The organism is Planomicrobium sp. YIM 101495, assembly GCF_009707665.1.
Lineage (GTDB): Bacteria > Bacillota > Bacilli > Bacillales_A > Planococcaceae > Planococcus.
On the sequence record NZ_WLZW01000001.1, the window covers coordinates 1,395,837 to 1,415,893 of the forward strand.

At 47.4% G+C, this 20,057-nt stretch carries 16 protein-coding genes; 3 read left to right on the forward strand and 13 right to left on the reverse strand.

Annotated elements, in window-relative coordinates:
* Nucleotide 1: 1 nt before the first annotated feature.
* From GIW82_RS06860 to GIW82_RS06905, 10 genes are all read right to left on the reverse strand, one after another.
* A complete protein-coding gene (locus tag GIW82_RS06860; RefSeq protein ID WP_154749106.1) occupies nt 2-1,111 on the reverse strand; it encodes a polysaccharide biosynthesis C-terminal domain-containing protein in 1,110 nt (369 codons plus the stop codon).
* Nucleotides 1,108-2,130, reverse strand: coding sequence for a polysaccharide biosynthesis protein (locus GIW82_RS06865; RefSeq protein WP_154749107.1), 1,023 nt, complete (start codon nt 2,128-2,130; stop codon nt 1,108-1,110). Before GIW82_RS06865 ends, GIW82_RS06860 begins: the two co-directional genes overlap by 4 nt.
* A gap of 1 nt (nt 2,131) precedes the next feature.
* The gene (locus GIW82_RS06870) at nt 2,132-3,355 is read right to left on the reverse strand and encodes a glycosyltransferase family 4 protein (protein WP_154749108.1); all 1,224 of its coding nucleotides are present in this window, start codon (nt 3,353-3,355) and stop codon (nt 2,132-2,134) included.
* Between the two features lie 3 nt (nt 3,356-3,358).
* Entirely contained in the window at nt 3,359-4,519 is a 1,161-nt protein-coding gene (locus GIW82_RS06875) for a DegT/DnrJ/EryC1/StrS family aminotransferase (protein ID WP_154749109.1), read from the reverse strand.
* Nucleotides 4,512-5,243, reverse strand: a complete 732-nt coding sequence (locus GIW82_RS06880; RefSeq protein WP_195913971.1) for a GNAT family N-acetyltransferase — start codon at nt 5,241-5,243, stop codon at nt 4,512-4,514. The genes GIW82_RS06875 and GIW82_RS06880 overlap by 8 nt, the downstream gene beginning before the upstream one ends.
* Before the next feature lies 1 nt (nt 5,244).
* Nucleotides 5,245-5,844, reverse strand: a complete 600-nt coding sequence (locus GIW82_RS06885) for a sugar transferase (protein ID WP_370456116.1) — start codon at nt 5,842-5,844, stop codon at nt 5,245-5,247.
* A 30-nt stretch (nt 5,845-5,874) separates the two neighbouring features.
* Nucleotides 5,875-7,707: a polysaccharide biosynthesis protein gene (locus GIW82_RS06890; protein WP_154749112.1), complete on the reverse strand. Its 1,833-nt coding sequence runs from the start codon at nt 7,705-7,707 to the stop codon at nt 5,875-5,877.
* Between the two features lie 407 nt (nt 7,708-8,114).
* Nucleotides 8,115-8,813, reverse strand: coding sequence for a CpsD/CapB family tyrosine-protein kinase (locus GIW82_RS06895; RefSeq protein ID WP_154749113.1), 699 nt, complete (start codon nt 8,811-8,813; stop codon nt 8,115-8,117).
* A 5-nt stretch (nt 8,814-8,818) separates the two neighbouring features.
* The gene (locus tag GIW82_RS06900) at nt 8,819-9,574 is read right to left on the reverse strand and encodes a YveK family protein (protein WP_154749114.1); all 756 of its coding nucleotides are present in this window, start codon (nt 9,572-9,574) and stop codon (nt 8,819-8,821) included.
* Between the two features lie 183 nt (nt 9,575-9,757).
* Nucleotides 9,758-11,014: a glycosyltransferase family 39 protein gene (locus tag GIW82_RS06905; protein ID WP_154749115.1), complete on the reverse strand. Its 1,257-nt coding sequence runs from the start codon at nt 11,012-11,014 to the stop codon at nt 9,758-9,760.
* 1,130 nt (nt 11,015-12,144) lie between these two features.
* On the opposite strand from GIW82_RS06905, the gene GIW82_RS06910 reads away from it, so the two are divergent.
* Together GIW82_RS06910 and GIW82_RS06915 are read left to right on the forward strand one after the other, a co-directional pair.
* Entirely contained in the window at nt 12,145-13,590 is a 1,446-nt protein-coding gene (locus GIW82_RS06910; RefSeq protein ID WP_370456176.1) for an MBOAT family O-acyltransferase, read from the forward strand.
* 15 nt (nt 13,591-13,605) lie between these two features.
* Entirely contained in the window at nt 13,606-14,655 is a 1,050-nt protein-coding gene (locus GIW82_RS06915; RefSeq protein ID WP_154749117.1) for a hypothetical protein, read from the forward strand.
* Nucleotides 14,656-15,364: 709 nt separating this feature from the next.
* Here GIW82_RS06915 and GIW82_RS06920 read toward each other — a convergent pair.
* Together GIW82_RS06920 and GIW82_RS06925 are read right to left on the reverse strand one after the other, a co-directional pair.
* Nucleotides 15,365-16,132, reverse strand: coding sequence for a tyrosine-protein phosphatase (locus tag GIW82_RS06920; protein WP_154749118.1), 768 nt, complete (start codon nt 16,130-16,132; stop codon nt 15,365-15,367).
* Nucleotides 16,133-16,524: 392 nt separating this feature from the next.
* A complete protein-coding gene (locus tag GIW82_RS06925) occupies nt 16,525-18,324 on the reverse strand; it encodes an S-layer homology domain-containing protein (RefSeq protein ID WP_154749119.1) in 1,800 nt (599 codons plus the stop codon).
* Between the two features lie 166 nt (nt 18,325-18,490).
* On the opposite strand from GIW82_RS06925, the gene GIW82_RS06930 reads away from it, so the two are divergent.
* Nucleotides 18,491-19,486: a hypothetical protein gene (locus GIW82_RS06930; protein ID WP_154749120.1), complete on the forward strand. Its 996-nt coding sequence runs from the start codon at nt 18,491-18,493 to the stop codon at nt 19,484-19,486.
* A gap of 382 nt (nt 19,487-19,868) precedes the next feature.
* Here the strand turns inward: GIW82_RS06930 and GIW82_RS06935 are convergent, their stop codons facing one another.
* On the reverse strand, nt 19,869-20,054 hold the full coding sequence (locus GIW82_RS06935; RefSeq protein WP_154749121.1) for a hypothetical protein: 186 nt from the start codon (nt 20,052-20,054) through the stop codon (nt 19,869-19,871).
* Nucleotides 20,055-20,057: the final 3 nt, after the last annotated feature.

Consider the following 20,057-nt stretch of genomic DNA (forward strand, 5'->3'; position numbering starts at 1 on the left):
TTCAAACCTCCACAAAATAAGTATCAGGATTGTCGGGGTCGAAGCTTTCGTTTGCCCACATGACAGTTACCATATCGGACTCCCCGAGATTCTCAATATTATGCGTATAACCTACCGGGATATCCACAATCTCTAAGCTCTCCCCATCGACAAAGTACTCGATTACCTCATTTGAATCTACTTTACGGAAACGGATAACCCCTTTGCCACACACAACTAAAAACTTCTCATTCTTCGTATGGTGCCAATGATTCCCTTTTGTAATACCAGGCTTCGAAATGTTCACAGAAACTTGCCCGCGATCTGGAGTGCGGAGAAACTCAGTAAAGGATCCTCTGTTGTCTTTATTCATCTTCAATTTATAAGAAAACTCATCTTCAGGGAGGAAGCTTAAGTATGTGCTGTATAGTTTTTTCGTAAGCGGATCTCCCAAGTTTGAAACTTCTAGATTTGTTCTGCTTTCTTTAAAACTATTGATTGTTTGTGCGAGCTCGCCTAGCTTAATCTTATGCGTCACAGGCACTTCGCAATACTCGCCAGATCGAGTCGGTGTTCCTGCAAGTGCATTTAAGAACTCTTTTAACACATCATCGATATAAGACAGCGTCAATTCTGCATCAGGATTGTTCACCTGGATCTCTAAGCCTCTTGCAATGTTATGGCAGTATGTCGCTACTACCGTATTGTAGTTCGGCTTGCTCCATTTGCCGAAAAGGTTTGGTAGGCGATAAACATAGACTGCTGCACCTGTCTCTTGGCCATGAGCAAAAACTGAATCTTCTCCAGATTTTTTACTCGCGCCGTAAGGATTTTCATTCTGTGCTTGAATGGAAGAAGTTACGAGTACATGAGCCTTATTCTTATGCTTCTTTAAGAATGACAGAAGCTGCGCAGTCAGTTCGTAATTGCCTTCCATGAATTCACTTTCATTTTGCGGGCGGTTAGTTCCCGCCAAATGAAATACGAAATCGCTATTCGCTGCGAACCGCTCCAAGTCCTCTAAAGAATGTTCTCGCGTGAAAAGCTGAAGATCTGAAAATCCTTTGTTATGAAGTTCAGCGACAAGGTTCTTACCTACAAATCCATTTGCTCCCGTTACGAGAATTTTCATGATAGCGGCCATCCTTTAAGTTCATTTTGGATATACGGAAGCGCGAGAAGCTTCTCTTTAATCTGTGCAACAGTAAGACGCTCTGTATTATGTGAGTTGTACTCTTTTTCTTCAGTAATCTCTTGATCACCTTCATCGAAATACTTCTCATAGTTAAGGTCGCGGTTATCTGCTGGCACGCGGTAAAAGCCGGTCATATCTTCTGCAACAACGTGCTCTTCACGTGTGAGTAAAGTTTCAAATGCTTTTTCTCCGTGACGGGTACCAATGATTTTCACTTCAGCGTCACTATTGAATAGCTCTTTAATAGCTTGCGCCAAGTCAGCAATTGTCGAAGCTGGCGATTTTTGGACCATGATGTCCCCTGCATCCGCATTCTCAAATGCGAATACAACCAATTCAACTGCTTCTTCCAAGCTCATCAAGAATCTTGTCATGTTCGGATCAGTTACAGTAAGTGGCTTTCCTGCTTTCAGTTGCTCGACAAATAATGGGATGACCGATCCACGAGATGCCATGACGTTGCCATAGCGGGTTCCACAAATCAATGTTTTTTCAGGTTTCACAGTTTTGGCTTTTGCAACGAAAACCTTCTCCATCATTGCTTTTGAAATGCCCATCGCATTGATTGGATAAGCAGCTTTGTCAGTGGATAGGCAGATGACCTTTTTCACGCCGAAATTAATAGAAGCATTCAACACATTCTCAGTACCAATTACGTTCGTTTTTACCGCTTCCATCGGGAAGAACTCACAAGAAGGTACTTGTTTTAGTGCCGCAGCGTGGAACACGTAATCTACATCGTTCATTGCATACTGCACACTTGCAAGGTCTCTTACATCCCCTATGTAGAATTTCAATTTTTCATTGTTATAGAGTTTGCGCATGTCGTCTTGTTTCTTTTCGTCTCTGGAAAAAATCCGAATTTCTTTAATATCTGTTTCTAAAAATCGTTCCATTACAGCGTGGCCAAAAGAGCCAGTGCCCCCTGTAATCAGTAAAGTTTTTCCTGAAAACATATTAAACCTCCATGTCTTGATTAAGAGCGACCATATGCTCCTGAATTAATTTAACTGAATCTTTTACATCAAAATTCTCACATAAGTAGTTAAAACCATTCTGCCCCATTGCTTTTCTAAGCTCAGCATTATGGATTAGGTTATTTAATTTCCCATTGAAACTTTTAATATTCCCTGCAATCGCATAATCCCCAGCTTTTGAATCTATAAGCATTTCTCCAAAATCTGTGCTTTCGTCAATAGCTGCTAACACAGGGAGCCTTTTTTCAAAATACGATAGAACCCTTGAAGGATAGTTCGGAATAGTGAATCTCTGGTCTAAGAAGACCAATCCTATGTCAGCTTCGTTCAACATTTTTTCGTAATCTGATCTTGGCAATGAATTTAATAACAGCGCATTATCAATTTTATTTTCTTTAATTGCTTCTGCTACCAATTCTCTCTCGGTACCCCGTCCTACTAGTAAAAAGAATATGTCTTTATTAGATTTATTATCTTTCAATATTTCACAAACAAATTCCATTCCTTGCGGCTTGCCCATATTCCCTCCATACACTGCTAGAACTGCTGAATCAGGAATATTATATTTCTTTCTAAATTCATTAGAACTATCATATTTAGCTTCAGCTATTTTTTTAGCGTTCGGGAAGATTCTCACCTTCCCCCTATTAATTGACGGATTATGTTCCAGCACATATTGTCGGTTACCTTCTGACATTGCACCAATAATTGAAGCAGTTTCATAAAGCTTTTTTTCTTTGTTTTTGAAGTAATAGTAAGCTGGATGTTTTTTCGTTAAAATTCCGATATCCAATGCGTTTTGCGGAAAGATATCTTTTAACATCAAATAAGAAGGGCAATCAAAGTATTTCATCGCCCACTCCACTACCGATGCTGTAGTAACTGGAGGCGATTCAAATAAAATTAAATCAAATTCCCTATCTTTCAAATGGCCCTTAATGGCACTCTTGAACTGGTATTGCATCAATAATATTGTAGTTCCTTTTTCAACTATATTTACGTCGTACAAGTTTCCTGTAGTTACACGGAGCACTTCCATATTACGTTCTTTAAGTGATACCGTCTTAGAAGATTTCTTCTTTTCCTCAGAAACTACTACAGTAACTTGATGATTTTCTTTTACCAGCTCTTCCGCTAAGTCCGTGTATATTGTCGAGCTTTCTTCAGGCTTAGGAAAAGAAGTTGAGATGTATAGTATCTTCATTGCTTACACCAACTTCTTAGTCGTCGGAACTGATTTAATCTTCTCGATAATCGTTTTAACATCAGCTTCTTCTAATGTAGAGTACAAGGGTAGAGACAGAATTTGATTGAACCACATCTCTGTGTTCACCAATTCACTCTGCTCTTTGTATTCCTTATAAGCACTCATTAAATGGACCGGAATAAAGTGCACACTGGTCCCAATGTTATTTTCCGCCAAATACTCGATTAGTTCATCTCTCTTAAGCGGGAACTCTTCTGTAACTCGAATGATAAATAAATGCCATGCATTTTTTGATGTGTAATCATTTACTTTTTGAACTTCTATTCCTTTAATACCTGCTAAACCTTCCAAATACAATTTGACTAGATTTTCTCTAGCTTCTTGCATTTCTTCTAAACGATCTAATTGTGTAATCCCCAACGCCGCCTGTATGTCGAACATATTATATTTGTAGCCTGGCTCTTCGATATCATACATCCAAGATCCACCCTTACCATAGCGGTTCCAAGCATTTTTGCTCATCCCATGAGTAATTAAAACACGTGCTCTGTCCGCGATTTCTTTGCTATCTGTTACAAGCATTCCGCCTTCTCCAGTAGCTAGATTCTTCGTTGCATAGAAGCTGTATGAGACGGCACCTTGGGGATTGTAACCAATTCGTTTCCCTTTATACTCTGTATAAATTGCATGGGCTGCGTCTTCTGATACAAAAAGATTATGCTTATTCGCAATTTCATATAGCCTGTCTAAATCGCAAGCTTGCCCAGCATAATGCACTGGTACAATCGCTTTTGTTTTTTCTGTAATCTTCTCTTCTATTTTGTCTATATCAATTAATCCTGTTTCTGGATCTATATCCACGAAAACCGGAGTTGCTCCTACATGCAAAATCGTATTGACTGATGCTGCAAATGTCATGGAAGTTGTTATTACTTCATCTCCAGGCTTTACTCCTCCAGCAATTAATGCTATATGCAACGCTGCGGTGCACGAGTTCATGGCAACTGCATATTTCGCTCCTACATATTTCGCGAATTTCTCTTCGAATTCGATAGTTTTCGGTCCTTTTGCTAACCAACCAGACTCTAGTGTTTCGATAACCTCTTTAATTTCTCTTTCAGTTATATCGGGTAAACAATATGGAATGAATTTATCAGTCATTTGAAAGTTCCTTTCTCGGCCAATAGTGATAAATAGAAGCTTTAGAACAGAAATCAAAACCCTTTTTCGCATAGAAATTCATAGCTTGAAGATTGTCTATTTGGGTTCCAACTTTGATTTTATGTAAGCTGTTATTTTCCGCATAATGCTTTACAGTAGAGATCAGCTTCGTTCCTATTCCTTTTCCTTGTGAAGCTGGAGCAAGTGAGATTAATTCAATCACTAATTCCTTACTGTTTTTTATTGAGAATAAAATGAAGCCAAAAATCTGGCCTCCCTCTTCCGCAACAATAAAAAATTTCTCTGCTTTCTCAAAAGAATTATTAACCCAATTAAAATAGATATCCCGGCTCAAATTCCCATCTAAAAATGGATCATTATAAAACCGAGAATAATTGAATGCATTCTTTGCGATCTCCAAAATCTCTTCGTTCTTCTCGTATTGATTTTTCACTTTATAAAATGAGGGAGAATGTGCGGGTTTCATTTCCATTTCAAACTGCACATTCATATCCACAAGAAAAGCATTTGAATAAAGACCAATCAAATGATTATTTTCCACCGCGTTATCCATATTATTTATAACTACAAATTCGAAATCTCGAACCTGGCTTTTAATCTCCTGAAAATCTTTTTCTCTTAACTCTTCATTTATAATCACTTTTGCAGCGGAAACTCCAAAGTAATTACTATCCCAATCCAAAGGCTGTATTTCATACTTCATATTATTTAGCCTCGCCTTCATTAAAGATATTCTTCCTAAAGAGTACCGTCTGAACCGTTTTAAAAAATATTTTCAAATCTAACAAAAGGCTAAGATTTCTAGCATAATAAACGTCGTTCTTTTTTCTTTCCGTCCAATCAATCGAGTTCCTAAAATATGCTTGATTGTAGCCTGTAACGCCAGGCAATACAGTTAACTTTTCTTTTTCTTCTTCTGTGTATTGCAAAATATGCTCAGGCAAGTCTGGTCTTGGTCCAATGATGCTCATATTCCCTAAAAGTATATTGATGAATTGAGGCAGCTCATCAATACTTGTTTTCCTAAAGACTTTTCCGGATTTGAGCAACCTAGGATCTTCCTCCGAGTTAAAAGTAGAACCATCTTCATTTCGTAAATCCGGCGCATTCACTTTCATTGATCTAAATTTATACATTCTATAAGTGCTTCCATCTTTCCCTAAACGATCAGCCAAATAAAAAACTGGTCCGCTATCCTCCAGTTTGATAATTGTTCCTACAATAAAAATTACTATCAATAAAAAAGGCATAAATAAAAGAGCAATGATAAAGTCAAATAATCTTTTTATATATTTTTTATACACCTTTTCACATTCCATTCTCTTTGAAGTAATTCATACACTGTTTGCTTGCATGTTACGAGATTCAACATTCTTCCGATTAGCCAACCCCACCAAAACTTCCTTAACTTCTTCATTCCCCATCTTCGGAATCTTCTCAAGCAGCATATTCAGCTCCCCCTCACTAGCAGGATTCGCCTTCCCAATATGGATCTTCGGAAATACTTGCTCGCTCTGAATCTCCTCCGCATTCAAAAGCTCCTCATACAGCTTCTCCCCAGGACGCATGCCGGAAAATTCGATGCCGATCTCGTCTTTCTCATACCCGGATAACCGGATCAAGTTCTCTGCGAGGTCGACAATTTTCACCGGTTCGCCCATGTCGAGGACGAAAACTTCTCCGCCGCGTGCGAGTGAGCCTGCCTGGATGACGAGACGGGATGCTTCTGGAATCGTCATGAAGTAGCGGGTCATGCGCTCGTCGGTGACTGTGATGGGGCCGCCTGCTGCGATTTGGCGCTTGAAGAGTGGAATGACACTGCCACGGGATCCTAGTACGTTCCCAAATCGGACTGCGACAAATTTCGTTTCGCTCCGTTTCGCCAGATTCTGGACAATCATCTCCGCAAAACGCTTCGTTGCCCCCATGACGTTCGGCGGGTTGACCGCTTTGTCAGTGGAGACCATGACGAAGCTCTTGACGCCCGCAGCGTCCGCTGCGTCGGCGACGTTTTTCGTGCCGAAGATGTTGTTCTTGACTGCTTCCATCGGATTGTACTCCATGAGCGGCACGTGCTTATGCGCTGCTGCGTGATAGACGACGTCCGGCTGGAATTCTTCCATGACGCCGAACATGCGCTCACGGTCCTGGACATCCGCGATGATCGGGATGAGTTCGGTGTTCGGGTCGATTTTTGTTTTCAATTCCATGTCGATCAGATAGATCGAGTTTTCGCCGTGGCCGAGAAGCAAAAGTTTTGCCGGGCCGAAGCGTATGATCTGCCGGCAGATTTCGGAGCCGATCGATCCACCCGCTCCCGTGACGAGTACCGTCTTCCCTGTCAGCTGGCCTTTGATCTTGTCCATGTCGAGTTTCACCTCGTCACGTCCAAGCAGTTCTTCGATCTTGACGTCCTGGATATCCGTGACGGATACTTTCCCCGTCAAGATGTCTTCGATTACCGGGATCGTCTGTGTGCGGATACCGGTGTCAAGGCACCGTCTCATGAGGACTGCCGCGTCGTGCTTCCCGAGTGAAGGGATGGCGACGATGATGTGTTCGATGTTGTTGTCACGCACAATGTCTTCTACCGCGTCGGTCGCCCCTGCTACGCGGATGCCATAAATTTCAAGTCCTTGTTTCTGCGCGTCGTCATCGACGAAAACGACCGGTTTCAAGCCTTTGTCCCGGTTCTGGAGCAGTTGGCGTGCGACGAGTGTACCTGCCGCTCCTGCCCCGACGATGAGTGTGCGTTTTTGCACTTCGTTAGTGCGACTGAGGAGCATATCGCGGAACAGCCGCCAAGACAGTCGCGATCCTCCGATCAACAATAAGTGGAGCATCCACGTAATGCCAAGTGCGCGTAACAGTACATCGCCCCGTACAAGGAATTGCACGAGGCCGACGGCGATAATGGAGAACGTCACGGCCTTGAAGATGGAGACCAATTCGTTGATAGATGCGTATTCCCAGACTTTGCGATACAAGCCGTAATACCAGGCAAGCGAATGATGGGAGATGAAAATGGCAGTGGCGCTTGCGAGCAGGAAATGGCTTCCGAACGGATTCAAGACTGGGTGCAGGAGAAAATAGCCGATGAAGATCGAGAAGAAGACGATCAGTGAGTCGACAACCATCAAGAGTCCAATCCGTTTCTGTAAGTTCATCCGCATTCGATCCTTTCCTAATATTTTCCTATTTAGGGGTATGTTGACATGTTCAGTCATTTTTTGCATTCAATTTATAATACCACTTTTGTATAACTTTATATACTTAATTTACATCTTTTTAATAATATTTTGTCTCGAATAAAATATAAATTCTGAAAAAAAGCCCTTCCTACCAGCTCTACGAAGTTCGAGGCACTTTTGACCTAGTACCGCGCTGTAGTGGAAAGTACATATGACCATATGTACTTTCCGCTAAAGCGCGGGAAAGTTCTGTGGCTGAGCGGCCCGTTAGGATTTGACTGGTTGGTGCTTCCTTGTGTATGCCACAATTTAGGGAGCAATCGAGTCCTACACAGGGAAGCGCGGGCGAACACAATTCGAGGAGCAATTGTGTTCTGCCCCCTTCAGTTTTCTCCGTAATACTGATAATAGTAGCTGTCTTTCGATAATTTGAAGTTGTTGAGCACAGCACCGACCAAGCGGCTGTTTGTGCTTTCGATCGCTTCTTTCGCTTTCAGTGCCATGTCTTTCTCCGTCTCTCCTGAGTTGACTACGAGCACAGTGCCTTCGCACTTGCTTGCGATAATCTGGCTATCCGTCACGGACAGGACAGGTGGTGCATCAAAGATGATCAAATCGTACAAGCCTTTCAAGTGTCCGATCAACGCGTCCATCGATTTCGAACCGAGCAGCTCTGCCGGGTTCGGCGGGATCGGACCACACGTCAGAAGATCCAAGTTCTCGATCCCTGTCGGCCGGATCGTTTCCTCGACGGTCGCCTGGCGCGTCAAGACACTTGAAAGTCCTTTCGTGTTCCCTAAGTGGAATGTGTAATGCGTCGTCGGCTTTCTCATATCACCGTCGATGAGCAACACTTTCTTGCCGTCCTGTGCGAATACCACGGCGAGGTTGGCAGAAGCAGTCGACTTCCCTTCTCCCGGAGCCGCTGACGTGATGACGAGTGAGCGGATGTCCGCATCTGGTGATGAGAAGTTGATGTTGGTCCGGAGCGTCCGGAACTGTTCGGATACATAGGAACGCGGGTTTGTGTGCGTGACCACTTTACGCGCCGTCTCTTGCAGTTTCTTTTTCTTACGTGCCATCGTTGTCAGCCCCGCTTTCTTCTTAATGTTGTCGTTTCGGCAGATTCAGGATCTCCCGCGCTTTTGCTTGCGGTGGTGCGTCCTTCGTCCGGAATCGGCGAGACGACGCCGAGCACCGGGATGCCGAGGATGTCTTCAATGTCCTGTTCGGACTTGATCGTCGTATCCAAATACTCAAGCAGGAAGGCAATCCCTACACCAAGCATCATGCCGATTACTGCTGCGATCGCCATATTGAGCATCGGGTTCGGTTCGACCGGCTGCGGATTGTCTTTCAACACAGCGGGTGACAGCACCGATACGTTATCGACATTCATTAAGGTCGCAATCTTCTCCTCAAACACACGCGCTGTCGTATTGGCGATATCGACTGCAATCGCCGGGTCTTCATCACGCACCGTGAGATTCACGACTTGTGAGTTTTCGGCATTATTGACGGTGATTTTGCTGATGAGTGCTTCGACGGACAAGCCGAGGTCCAGCTGCTCGACCACTTCGTCCAAGATTGCCGGACTCTTGATGATGACCGAATATGTATTGATCAACTGCAGATCGGTCTGGATGTTCTGGTTCGTCAGCGGAGTCGCTTCCGGCTGGTCCTGGTTGACGAGGATCTGTGCGGAGCTCTGATAGATCGGCGTCAAGAACGTGTACGAGATGACGCCCGCGACGATGACTGCGAAGGCTGTCAGGAAAATAATGAGCCATAACCGCTTCTTAAGTGTTGCGAATAATTCCTGAAGAGAGATCGTTTCTTCCATAATTTCAGTAACCCCTTTACCAAGTAAGTCAAATTTTTACCTAAGTATACCATGTTTTGCAAACCATCGGATGCCTATCTTTCATGACATATTTGTAAAAGAAATTGAGCCGATAGTTTCATTTTTTATAAAGAATGATTCCAAATAAAAAACGGAGAAGGAAGGGATTCTTTCTCCGTCTTTTTATTTAATATGCCGTCGGTCTTTCACTTGCTGAAAGAGAAGTGCCCCCGCTCCGCCGATTGCTGTGAACAAAAATGGCAGAAGCGGCTGGTTATAACGCGGGTACGCGAAGTTCAAGTTATTGATGATGGTGAAGTAGCCGATGAATGAAGCAAGCAAGACCCATTCCGCCCGGCGCTTCTTATGGAACGCGATCAGTGCTGCGAGTGACAGCCCCCCGGCGAGTGCAAGGACGCGGAAGACGGCCGTAATGGTTTCTTTCGTCACCCCGTAAATCTCGATCCAATAGAATGGTGCACTCCACTGGATCTTCAATTTGATGATGGTGTAAGTCTCGATGAACCAGCGCTTGTTCGAATTCCACATCGTGGAGACGCGGTCGAGTGCATGGTCCATCTGGTATTGGTTCTGGACGTAACGTGTCGCTTCCGGATATTCCTGCTCGAGCGACAAAACGACGTCATTGAACGGTTCGCCGTACTTGTAGCCGTGCCCTTGGTAAGTGCCGAGCAGCATCGGGTTGCCCGCACCGCCGGAGAACGGGATAAAGTCACCGAACGCCACGTAATTGCGTACCCACCACGGCGACATGATCAGCAAAAACAGCAGCGCCGCGATTGCGAGGTGCTTCCGTAGCGGCTTGAGCGGATATTTCCGCGCCAGTAAATACAGCAGGAAAAATACCGGCAGCAACACGACGGTCGGACGGAACAAGATCATGAAGATATAGCTCGCTACCGTTAAGTAGAAGTACTTCGTCTTGTGCGTGTCGCCGAGCTTCACGGCGAAGAATGCAAAGCCGATGAAGGCTGCAGTGAACGGCGCTTCCGTCATGATCAAGTTGTCGGTGAGAATCTGCGGAATATAGAGCGCAAGCAATAATGCCGCCACACTTCCCGCTGCCGGGCTGACGAGCCGCTCCCCGAGCTTATACGCCGCGAAGACGCCGAGCATGCCGAACGCGATCATGACGAGCTTCGCCGATAGCATCCCCCACCAGCCCGTGCCGAACACGAGGAACGAAGCCGCGAGAAGAAACGGCAAGCCGGGCATGATGTGGACGGTCGGCTCTTCGGTGTTAACATAGATCAGCTCACCGTACTCGACGAGGTGTTTCGCCGAGTCGATGTAGCCTTTGTCGTCACTGTCGAGATTGAGCATCGGGCCGAACATGATGAGCACGCCGAGCCGGAGCGCAAGGCCGACCACAAGTGGAATGGCGAGCCAGAGATGGTGCTTATTCATGATCCGTTTCATAAGAATGGCCTCCGTAATTACAATGAACCTATTATAATCTATTTGAAGGCATTTGTGGAGGATGTTTTGGTTTTATTTGGAATCACTTCGGGTTGCGGAATGTTCTGCCAATGTTTAGGATGGGGATTTTGTAATGGGAGTGATGGTGTCGCGTGGAATGTCGCTTGTGGCTTCGGACATGGCTCCTGTGATAAGCCGAGCTGAAGAACGCTCGTCTTATCACTCAGCCAAGTCCAAACCAGCCACTTCGCTGGGGTGTGGGTGTAGTGGTGGTGTAGTGGCAGCTGGCGTTCCCTTCTAATTTCGTTGTTTCATATTTGATTGGCGGCTGACTGCGTAGGCCGCCGGGATTCTAATTTCGTGAGTGAAAAAGGATAATCGGGTGTCGCGTGAAAATCTGCTTCGCGGCTTCGGACATGGCTCCCGTGATAAGCCGAGCTGAGGGTCGCCCGCCTTATCACTCCGCCAAGTCCAAACCAGCCACTTCGCTTTGGGTGTGGGAGAAGTGGTGGTGAGATACAATTTTCATTTCATTCTAATGCTTGTGTTGGGTTAAATACTTGGGCGGCTGACTTCGTAGGCCGCTGGGGTTCTAATTTGGTGTGTGGAAAAGTGATGGAGAGTGTTTCATTGGTTACGAGCTCCTGCTTCGCAACACGTGGAAGCTCGAAATCGGTGTGACATTGTTTGATAATGACAAGATATGACTCTCCCAGCAGGGGTTGTAACTAAATCCAGAATGAACACTTCATCTGAACCTGCCAACTAATACCCGACACCTTCTGATAGAAAGCGACGAAGGCACCTTACGCAGGGATCATCCCACTCGCCAACATTCTACCAATTTTCCGTTCTCGAGCGAGCTGAGCCGGAATGGAAGAGTGAGCGCGCCGGAGTAATAGAGTGGTGACGAGACCCCGCAGGTCGCACGAGCGACCGAGGAGGCTCGGCGCTACTCCTCCAGCGCGCGAAACTCTGGAATGCAGGTCAGCCTTTTCCCCATAAGAACAGAATTCCGCACTTCTATACCTCTGCAGGTCAGCCGACTCACTCATATCCACCCTATCCCCCTCCCCCCTTTTTTGGTAAACTAGCGAAGTGAATGAAATTCGGGATTGAAGGTGTCGACCGTGATTTTTAATAGCTTTGAATTTATCTTTTTGTTCCTGCCGATTGTGTGGGTTCTTTATTATTTGCTCGGGCGCCTGCATATTCCATTTGCGAAGGCTTGGTTACTCGCGGCTTCCTTGTTCTTCTATGCATTTTGGAATCCGGCGTACTTGCCGCTGATCCTCATTTCCATGGTCGTCAACTATGCGCTCGGGCATTTCCTCGGGCGCGGCGTGGGTGGCGATGTGCTGCGACGCTTCATTGTTACCGTTGGGATCATGTTCAACGTCGGGCTCCTTGGCTACTATAAATATTATGATTTCTTCATCGAGAATGTGAATGCGATTTTCGGGATGGATCTGGTTGTCGTGGGGATTTTGCTGCCGCTCGCGATTTCGTTTTACACGTTCCAGCAAATTGCGTATCTTGTCGATTCGTTCCGGCTTGAGACGAAGGAATACAATTTCCTGAACTACGGCTTGTTCGTGTCGTTTTTCCCACAGTTGATCGCAGGGCCGATCGTCCATCACGGGGAGATGATGCCGCAGTTCAGCGAGAAGAAAAATTACCGGCTGAATTACGCGAACTTGTCGCGCGGCTTGTTGATCTTTTCCATCGGGATTTTCAAGAAAGTGGCCATCGCGGATCAGTTCGCGGTGTGGGCCAATCAAGGGTATGGACAGATCGAGTCGCTGACGTTCGTCGATTCGTGGTTCACGACGCTCGCGTATACGCTGCAGCTGTACTACGACTTCAGCGGGTATTCGGACATGGCGATTGGGCTTGCGCTGCTGTTCAACATCCGTCTGCCGATCAACTTCTACTCACCTTATAAGGCGCGGGATATCCAGGACTTCTGGCGGCGCTGGCATAAGACGCTGTCGATGTTCTTGACGACGTATATTTACATTCCGCTCGGCGGCAACCGGAAAGGGCCTGTCCGTACATATATCAACATTTTCATCATTTTCCTGATCAGCGGGATTTGGCACGGAGCCGGCTGGACGTTCCTCGTCTGGGGAGTCATGCACGGAGTGGCGAGCATCATCTGCCGCTACTGGAAGCTTGCCGGCTTCAAGATGTCCGACGGCTGGGCTTGGTTCACGACATTCCTGTTCGTCCATCTTGCTTGGGTCTTCTTCCGGGCGCCGACGATCGGTGAGGCATTCACGGTACTGAAGGCGATGTTCGGCTTGAACGGCATGTACATTCCGAGTGGTGCCATCAAGATCTTCCCGAACATCAACGAAGAGTGGCTCGTGACGCTCGTGTTCTCCACGCAGACCATCTACATCTACTTCGGCTTGCTCATCGGGCTGTTGCTCGCGTGGTACGCGAAGAACTCGATCGAGATCATGACCGACAACAAACGTACCGCTGCACTCGCCGTGTTCGCGGCGCTCCTGCTGTTCTACAGCGTCATGCAGCTGCAGCAAGTGAGTGAATTCCTGTACTTCAACTTTTAGGAGGGACCGTAGCTTATGAACGATAAACATTTCACCTGGCTTGCCTTAAGTGTCTTTGCCGTCCTGACCGCTGCGGTCGTCTCCTTCAACTATTGGATCGATCCGCTCTGGCATTACAGCCAGTCGCATGCATTCAACGACGTGCAAGTCGTTGCCGATGAACGCGAGCAGAAAACCGCCAATCAGCGCTTCCAGCCGAAAGATGCCGATACGCTCTTGATCGGTTCGAGCCGGAGCACATACATCAATTCGACCGCCTTCAGCAACTGGGACGTCTACAACTATTCCGTCGCCAACTTGTCGATGCGTGAATATCATACGATGCTGATGTATGCGTTCGAGCACAATCCGGATTACCGGCGCGTCATCCTTGGATTGGATTTCTTCAAGATCAATACGGCAGAAGCTTCGGCGCCAAAAAACATCTTGAGTTACGACACGAAAGTGCAGCAATCATTTTACCGCACGAAAAACTTACTGTCGCTCGACGTGCTGGACTATTCCCTCCAGAATTTCCGGCTATCCGCCACCGACTCGATTCAAGGTGACCGGCTGTATAACCGTGAGGGCGATGCAACTGCCGAACGGCTGAAAGGACGCGACGCGGCGTACGAGCTCGCGATGAAGATCCACCGTTTCGAGAAGATCTTCTACGCGGAAGGCTTCGAATATTTCCCGCAATATAAAGAAATCATGGCGAAAGTGCGTGACACCGAGCCGCAAGCAGAGAAAATCGTTTATACGACGCCGATTTCGACCGAGCTGTTCACGTCGCTTGTCGGAAACGACCTGCTCGATGAGTACGAAGTGTGGATCCGCGACATGGTCGACGTCTACGGCGGCGTCTGGAACTTCATGTATCCGAACGAGATCACCAATGACCTGTCCAATTACTACGACGGCCACCACTTCTATCCATTCGTCGGCGATCTAATCGGCCAGCGCATCGAATTCGGCCAGGACGCAGCGAACGTGCCGGCTGACTTCGGGGTGCTGGTGACACCGGAGAATGTCGATGCGCATCTGGCGGAAGTGCGGGAGATGGCGGAGGAACTTAAGGAATAAGAGTACATTCTACCGTTATTTTGAGATGGGACGGCTAGAACGTGGAAATAGCGAGAGTTTTTACCGCTATTCAATTGAAATTCACCTGTATCCCCTCGTATCGGCCAAATAGGCATACTTTCTACCGTTATTCTTGTGGAATCGCCTTCCATTTTTAAAATAGCGGGAATTTCTCCCGTTATTCATTTGAACACAAAAAAGGGCTGTCTCTGAAAGTCATGTACGATGACTTTTCAGGACAGCCTTTTTTTGTAATAAGTATAATCGCGGTGGAACAACCACTTGTTCCCTCCACCACTTTAAATGAGTACTGCTGGCCGGAATAGAAGGGGCGACTCCTGCGGAATCAGCGTAGCGCTGAGATCCACTTGGGCGAGGCGACGAGCACAAGTTAGCTCAGCGCTGCGCCCGCGGAAAGCGCCCCTGGAATGCAGGCCAGTCTCTCCTCTGCTTTTCGTCATTGTCCAGACTCCAGCTGCCACCCCCTCGAGACGCTTCGCCTTTACGCCTGATGGCTGAGAAGCGCCATCATTCGCAAAGGCTCCAGCGCTTGTCGGGGCTAAACGGCAGCTTCCGCTTTTCTTCTTTGTCCAGACTCCAGCTGCCACCCCCTCGAGTCGCTTCGCCTTTGCTCCCGATGGCTGAGAAGCGCCATCATTCGCAAAGGCTCCAGCGCTTGTCGGGGCTAAGCGGCAGCCTCCGCTTTTCTTTACGCAAAAACATTCCACCATTTCGGCTTCGGGATTTCTTGCGGCTCCAACACTAGGATATCTTTATCGAGCACAATGCGGTCGTTGTTCTCCAGGAAAATATCGACCATCTGGTGCATGTTCTTCTTCTCCATCAAATCGAGTCCTTTGTTGAACAGGAACGGCCGCTTGTCGACACTATGGACGTCGGATGCGTACAAATGCACATAGTTCGCTTCGATCAGCGTAAGTGCCGTGCGTTGGATCGCTTTGCCGAAGTGACCCGCGACCGATCCGGCTGTCACTTGTGACACGGCACCATGCAGCAGAAGCTTGCGCAGCCGCTCCGGCTTTTCGATGATGGCTTGGTTGCGCTCGGGATGTGCGATGATTGGAACGTAATTCGCCATGATCAATTGCTGGATGATCGGCACCGTATACGCTGGAATGCCAGTGGATGGCAGTTCGAGCAAGACGTATTTCGATCCGGCGAGCGTCAATGCTTCACCGCTCTCCAGCCGCTCCGGCAGTTTTTCGGACAGCCTGCATTCCATTCCGCTGTGCAGAGTGACCGGAATGGATCGACGCTGGATCTCTTGTTGCACCACACCAAGACGCTCTTGAATAAGGGCGACATCCGTGAGGAAATTCGGATGATGGCCATGAGGTGTCGCAATGATGTCTGTGATCTGCTCTTTGGCAGCCAGTTCCAGTAGTTGGATCGTGTCGTCCATTCCGGCGGCACCGTCGTCGATGGCGGGCAGGATATGTGTGTGGATGTCGATCATACGGTCGTTACCCCTTTGCTGCTTGAATTCTTTGTTGGTTTTGGGAGAGAAGTAAGTTTAGTTAGCGTGGACCAGATACTGCGCAAAACAGCTCCGCGTCTAGTGGGCTTGCGCCGAACTAGATCGTTCTCGCTTCCCGAGCCCGATCGGATTTCGACACTTCGCTTATTCCACTAGAGTCTCCGCTGTTTTGCTCCGTATCTATTTTCCAATGAGAGAGTTGAAGCCAACACTCTTCACTTTTTTGTGGAGAAGAGTGGAAGGAATTACAACCAACCACTTTTCATCCCACGCCAAAAGTGACTATTTTCCAAATTTACAATCATCTAACGGTATAAAGAAAGACACTCTGCTAGAGAGTGCCTTTGACATGTGAAATTTAAGGCCTCGAATTAGTTAATAAATTCGATTGATTCAAGGAAATTATACAGGATTCGGGACATTTCCGCACGTGTCGCGTTGTTTTGCGGGCGGAACGTGTTGTCTTTGAATCCAGATAGGTAGCCTGCTTTGTAGACAGTGTCTACGTACGGACGCGCTTGTTTGGAGATGTAGCGGTAGTCAGCGAATTGTGAAACGTTCTTGCTGCCGTCCATGTCTACGTCTTCCCCGATGAAGTCCATCGCACGGCTGATCATGATTGCCGCTTCGTTACGTGTGATCGCGTCGTATGGACCGAATTTGCCGTCGCCATAACCCGAGATGATGCCCGCTTCGAATGCTGCGTAGATTTCGCCGTCACGGTTGACTGCCTGGTCAAGGGAAACGTCGGTGAATGCTGCTGCAGTTTCGCCGTGGAAATCAGCTGGACGCAGACCGAGTCCACGTGACAGGATCGCCGCGAATTCACCGCGCGTGATTGTTGTCGATGGCGAGAAGCTGTCTTCTGTCTTACCGGAAACGATCATGCGTGATGCCAATTTGTCGATGTATTCTTTGCCCCAATACTTGCCAGCGTCGATTTTGTTGACGTCAGCGAACGTTTTGGAGTAGCTGATCAATGTGTGTGCTTCGAGTTCAGAGAAGTTCATCTTCACTGTGTCGTTATCCACTACATATGTCGGAACAGCTTTCGTTGTGCCGTCCGGGAATACGTGAAGGCCAACCGTTGTCGCTGCATCAAGTGCTTTTGGTGTTTGGATCGTGCGTTCGATCGGGTAACCGAAGTTCGCGAATGGAACCATTTTGCTCTCGGTGCCGACTTCTACACCGTACGTAGCTGCGATATCAAGTGCGCCTGATACTTGGTTCTTGATGCGCGCAATCGAGAACGTCATTTGCAATTCCGGAGACGTTACTTCCAGCTCTTCCGCGATGCTTTCGCCGTCAACTGTGAAGAGCGGCACTGTGATCGTTCCGACTGTTGATTGGACCGTGATCACTGCATCTTCATTTTTTTCTGCCAGTGCATTGAAGATGACAAATGGAACTGTCACTTCTGCAGGTTCTGAAGTTGTCGTGATCAAGAGTTCATTGATAGAAGAAGCTCCTTGGATCGCTTTCAGAACAGCCGGTGCCGATTTCTCTACTTGGTCTTCCGTTACCGTCAAGACGCCATTTTGTACGCCAGGTGCAGTTCCGCCACCTCCGCCAAGTGCTGCGTCGATGTCAGCTTGGATCGCATCGATCAGTTCTGCTGCATCTTGTGTAGAAGGCATGACAACGATTGCTTTCACCGATTCAGGTGCATTTTCACGGAAGCTCGCGAGCGCTTTTTGGATCAGTGGTGCCAAATCGTTCGGATTGACATTTTTGACTTCATCATAGAGGTCTGCACGCAATGCATTAGCGAAATCGACCATGTCAGCCAGTTCGCCTTCTTTTGCCAAGTATGGCTGCGCGTTCTCCAGGAATTCATTCGCACGTGCGATCGCTTCCGCTTTCACGCCTGCTTCAGTCGTCGCGTCCGTCGGCTGGAGCAATGCACCAAGGTCTTTTACGAGTGCTGCTTTGTGTTCGTACTCTTCATCGATGAACAGGGATAGTTCGCCAGCAATGTTCTTTTGGACGATGGCTAACATTGTACGTTGTTCGTCTGTCAGCGCCATGTACTGCTTCGCTAACTGCTCAGCCGCCTGCTCGACTTCAGGAAGTGTCGTCTCTGTCTCAGCAAATGCCGGAGCTGCAACAAGTACCGAAGAAACCGCCATTGTGCCGGCTAGGAATAATTTCGTGTTTTTGTTTTTACTCATCCTTGTGTCACCTCTTCTAATAAATTTATGGTATTCTCTATATTGTAGCGTATGGAGTCGAATACAACAACCGCAATCAGTGTAAATATTAGACAAATTCGACTTTTTCCATTATACTGCCAAGAATATGATTGTTCAAAATCATCATACACGAGGAGGTCCGAACGTGAAAAAACATTGGAAGAAAATTATTCTAATCCTTGGTGTACTACTGCTTGCAGTCGTTGGATACTTGGTTTATCTATTCGAGTTCAAGGAGTACGACGTAGCGGACGAAGAAGTTGACGAGATCACGAAAGAACGATATGAAATCGAATTGCCGGATGGCTCGAAGATCATTCTCGATGAAGACGGCAATCTGGTGGAAGATGGAAGTGTCATCAATGGCTCCGGCTCAGGCGGGGACGATGCGAATACAGATGCTGACGCGGCCGGTTCGGAAGATGGAGATGCCTCTACTGACGGGAACGCAGGAAGCGGCGTGGCTGGGTCCACGAACAGTTCCGGCGGTTCATCCGGTACTAGCGGCGGAAGCGATTCCGACAATGGCAGCGGCACGAACAACTCCAGTACGACCGGGAATACGAATAGTGGTTCTGGATCAGCGTCAGGATCTGGGTCCGGATCAGGTAGTTCAGGTTCTGGCGGGTCCGCCAGTTCTGGATCATCAGGTGGGTCTGGGTCTGGGTCTGGGTCTGGGTCTGGGTCTGGGTCTGGGTCTGGGTCTGGGTCTGGGTCTGGGTCTGGCTCAGGTGGATCGGGCTCCGGCTCATCTGGCGGTTCGGGTGGTTCCGGGTCTAGCGAAGGCACAGTGACCGTCGCACAGATCAAACAGAAATATCAGCCGGCGATGAACGAGTTGGAAGCGCAGGCGAACGCGCGCATCAACGGATTGGTCGGCCGCGCGAAAAACGAGTACAGCACGAAAAAAGCGAACGGCGAATCGATCAGCTACTCTTACTTCTACAGTAAGTACACTTCTGCAGCAGCAGAAGCCGAGTCCCGCACAGATGCGGTCTTCTACGGCGTCTTGAATGCCATGAAGAGTGAACTGAAAGCGAACGGCTTAGCGGAATCGCACGCAGATTCTTTCATCGCTGATTACGAAGCACGAAAAGATGCACGCAAGAGCGAATTGATCAGCAAGGCGACAGGATTTTAAAAAAGTGCCAGGCACTCGGGTGTCTGGCACTTTTTTGAGGGTTAACCGGGGATTTGGGGCATTTAACCAGGGATTGTTCCAAATCAAATGCCCTTCACAAAAATTTAGCACGGCGATTGGGTTCTAAGATTGAAACGCGCGGTACGCGCATTGCGTCCTGCACTTTTTTCATAATGTTTTTTAACTGTTGTTCGTTGGTATTTAACTTGGATTCGCTGGCGGTTAACTGTTGTTCGTCGGCGTTTAACTTGGATTCGCTGGCGGTTAACTGTTGTTCTCCGGCAGTTAACTTGGATGCGCCTCAAATTCGGTTCATTTCGCAAAAAAAGGGTTGTCCCCGATAGTCATTTTCCATGACTTTTGAGGACACCCCTTTTCGTTTTCATTGATATTTGACCTGCTTCAAGCCGAACTGATTGCGGAAATGCAAAAATACTTGGCGCGGGATTCCGAGCCGCTGGGCGCTGCAGGATGGACCGAGTTGTTGTGTGATGTACAAGTCGGTCAGGATCTCTCTCATGCCTTTTTGATGTTCCGATTCCAACCGTTCCTGGATTTCTTGGTACATTTC

Coding starts and splice junctions, on each gene's coding strand:
- GIW82_RS06860 (WP_154749106.1), bottom strand. CDS start 1,111: ATGAAAATTCTCGTAACGGGAGCAAATGGATTTGTAGGTAAGAACCTT.
- GIW82_RS06865 (WP_154749107.1), bottom strand. CDS start 2,130: ATGTTTTCAGGAAAAACTTTACTGATTACAGGGGGCACTGGCTCTTTT.
- GIW82_RS06870 (WP_154749108.1), bottom strand. CDS start 3,355: ATGAAGATACTATACATCTCAACTTCTTTTCCTAAGCCTGAAGAAAGC.
- GIW82_RS06875 (WP_154749109.1), bottom strand. CDS start 4,519: ATGACTGATAAATTCATTCCATATTGTTTACCCGATATAACTGAAAGA.
- GIW82_RS06880 (WP_195913971.1), bottom strand. CDS start 5,243: ATGAAGTATGAAATACAGCCTTTGGATTGGGATAGTAATTACTTTGGA.
- GIW82_RS06890 (WP_154749112.1), bottom strand. CDS start 7,707: ATGAACTTACAGAAACGGATTGGACTCTTGATGGTTGTCGACTCACTG.
- GIW82_RS06895 (WP_154749113.1), bottom strand. CDS start 8,813: ATGGCACGTAAGAAAAAGAAACTGCAAGAGACGGCGCGTAAAGTGGTC.
- GIW82_RS06900 (WP_154749114.1), bottom strand. CDS start 9,574: ATGGAAGAAACGATCTCTCTTCAGGAATTATTCGCAACACTTAAGAAG.
- GIW82_RS06905 (WP_154749115.1), bottom strand. CDS start 11,014: ATGAAACGGATCATGAATAAGCACCATCTCTGGCTCGCCATTCCACTT.
- GIW82_RS06915 (WP_154749117.1), top strand. CDS start 13,606: ATGAACGATAAACATTTCACCTGGCTTGCCTTAAGTGTCTTTGCCGTC.
- GIW82_RS06920 (WP_154749118.1), bottom strand. CDS start 16,132: ATGATCGACATCCACACACATATCCTGCCCGCCATCGACGACGGTGCC.
- GIW82_RS06925 (WP_154749119.1), bottom strand. CDS start 18,324: ATGAGTAAAAACAAAAACACGAAATTATTCCTAGCCGGCACAATGGCG.
- GIW82_RS06935 (WP_154749121.1), bottom strand. CDS start 20,054: ATGTACCAAGAAATCCAGGAACGGTTGGAATCGGAACATCAAAAAGGC.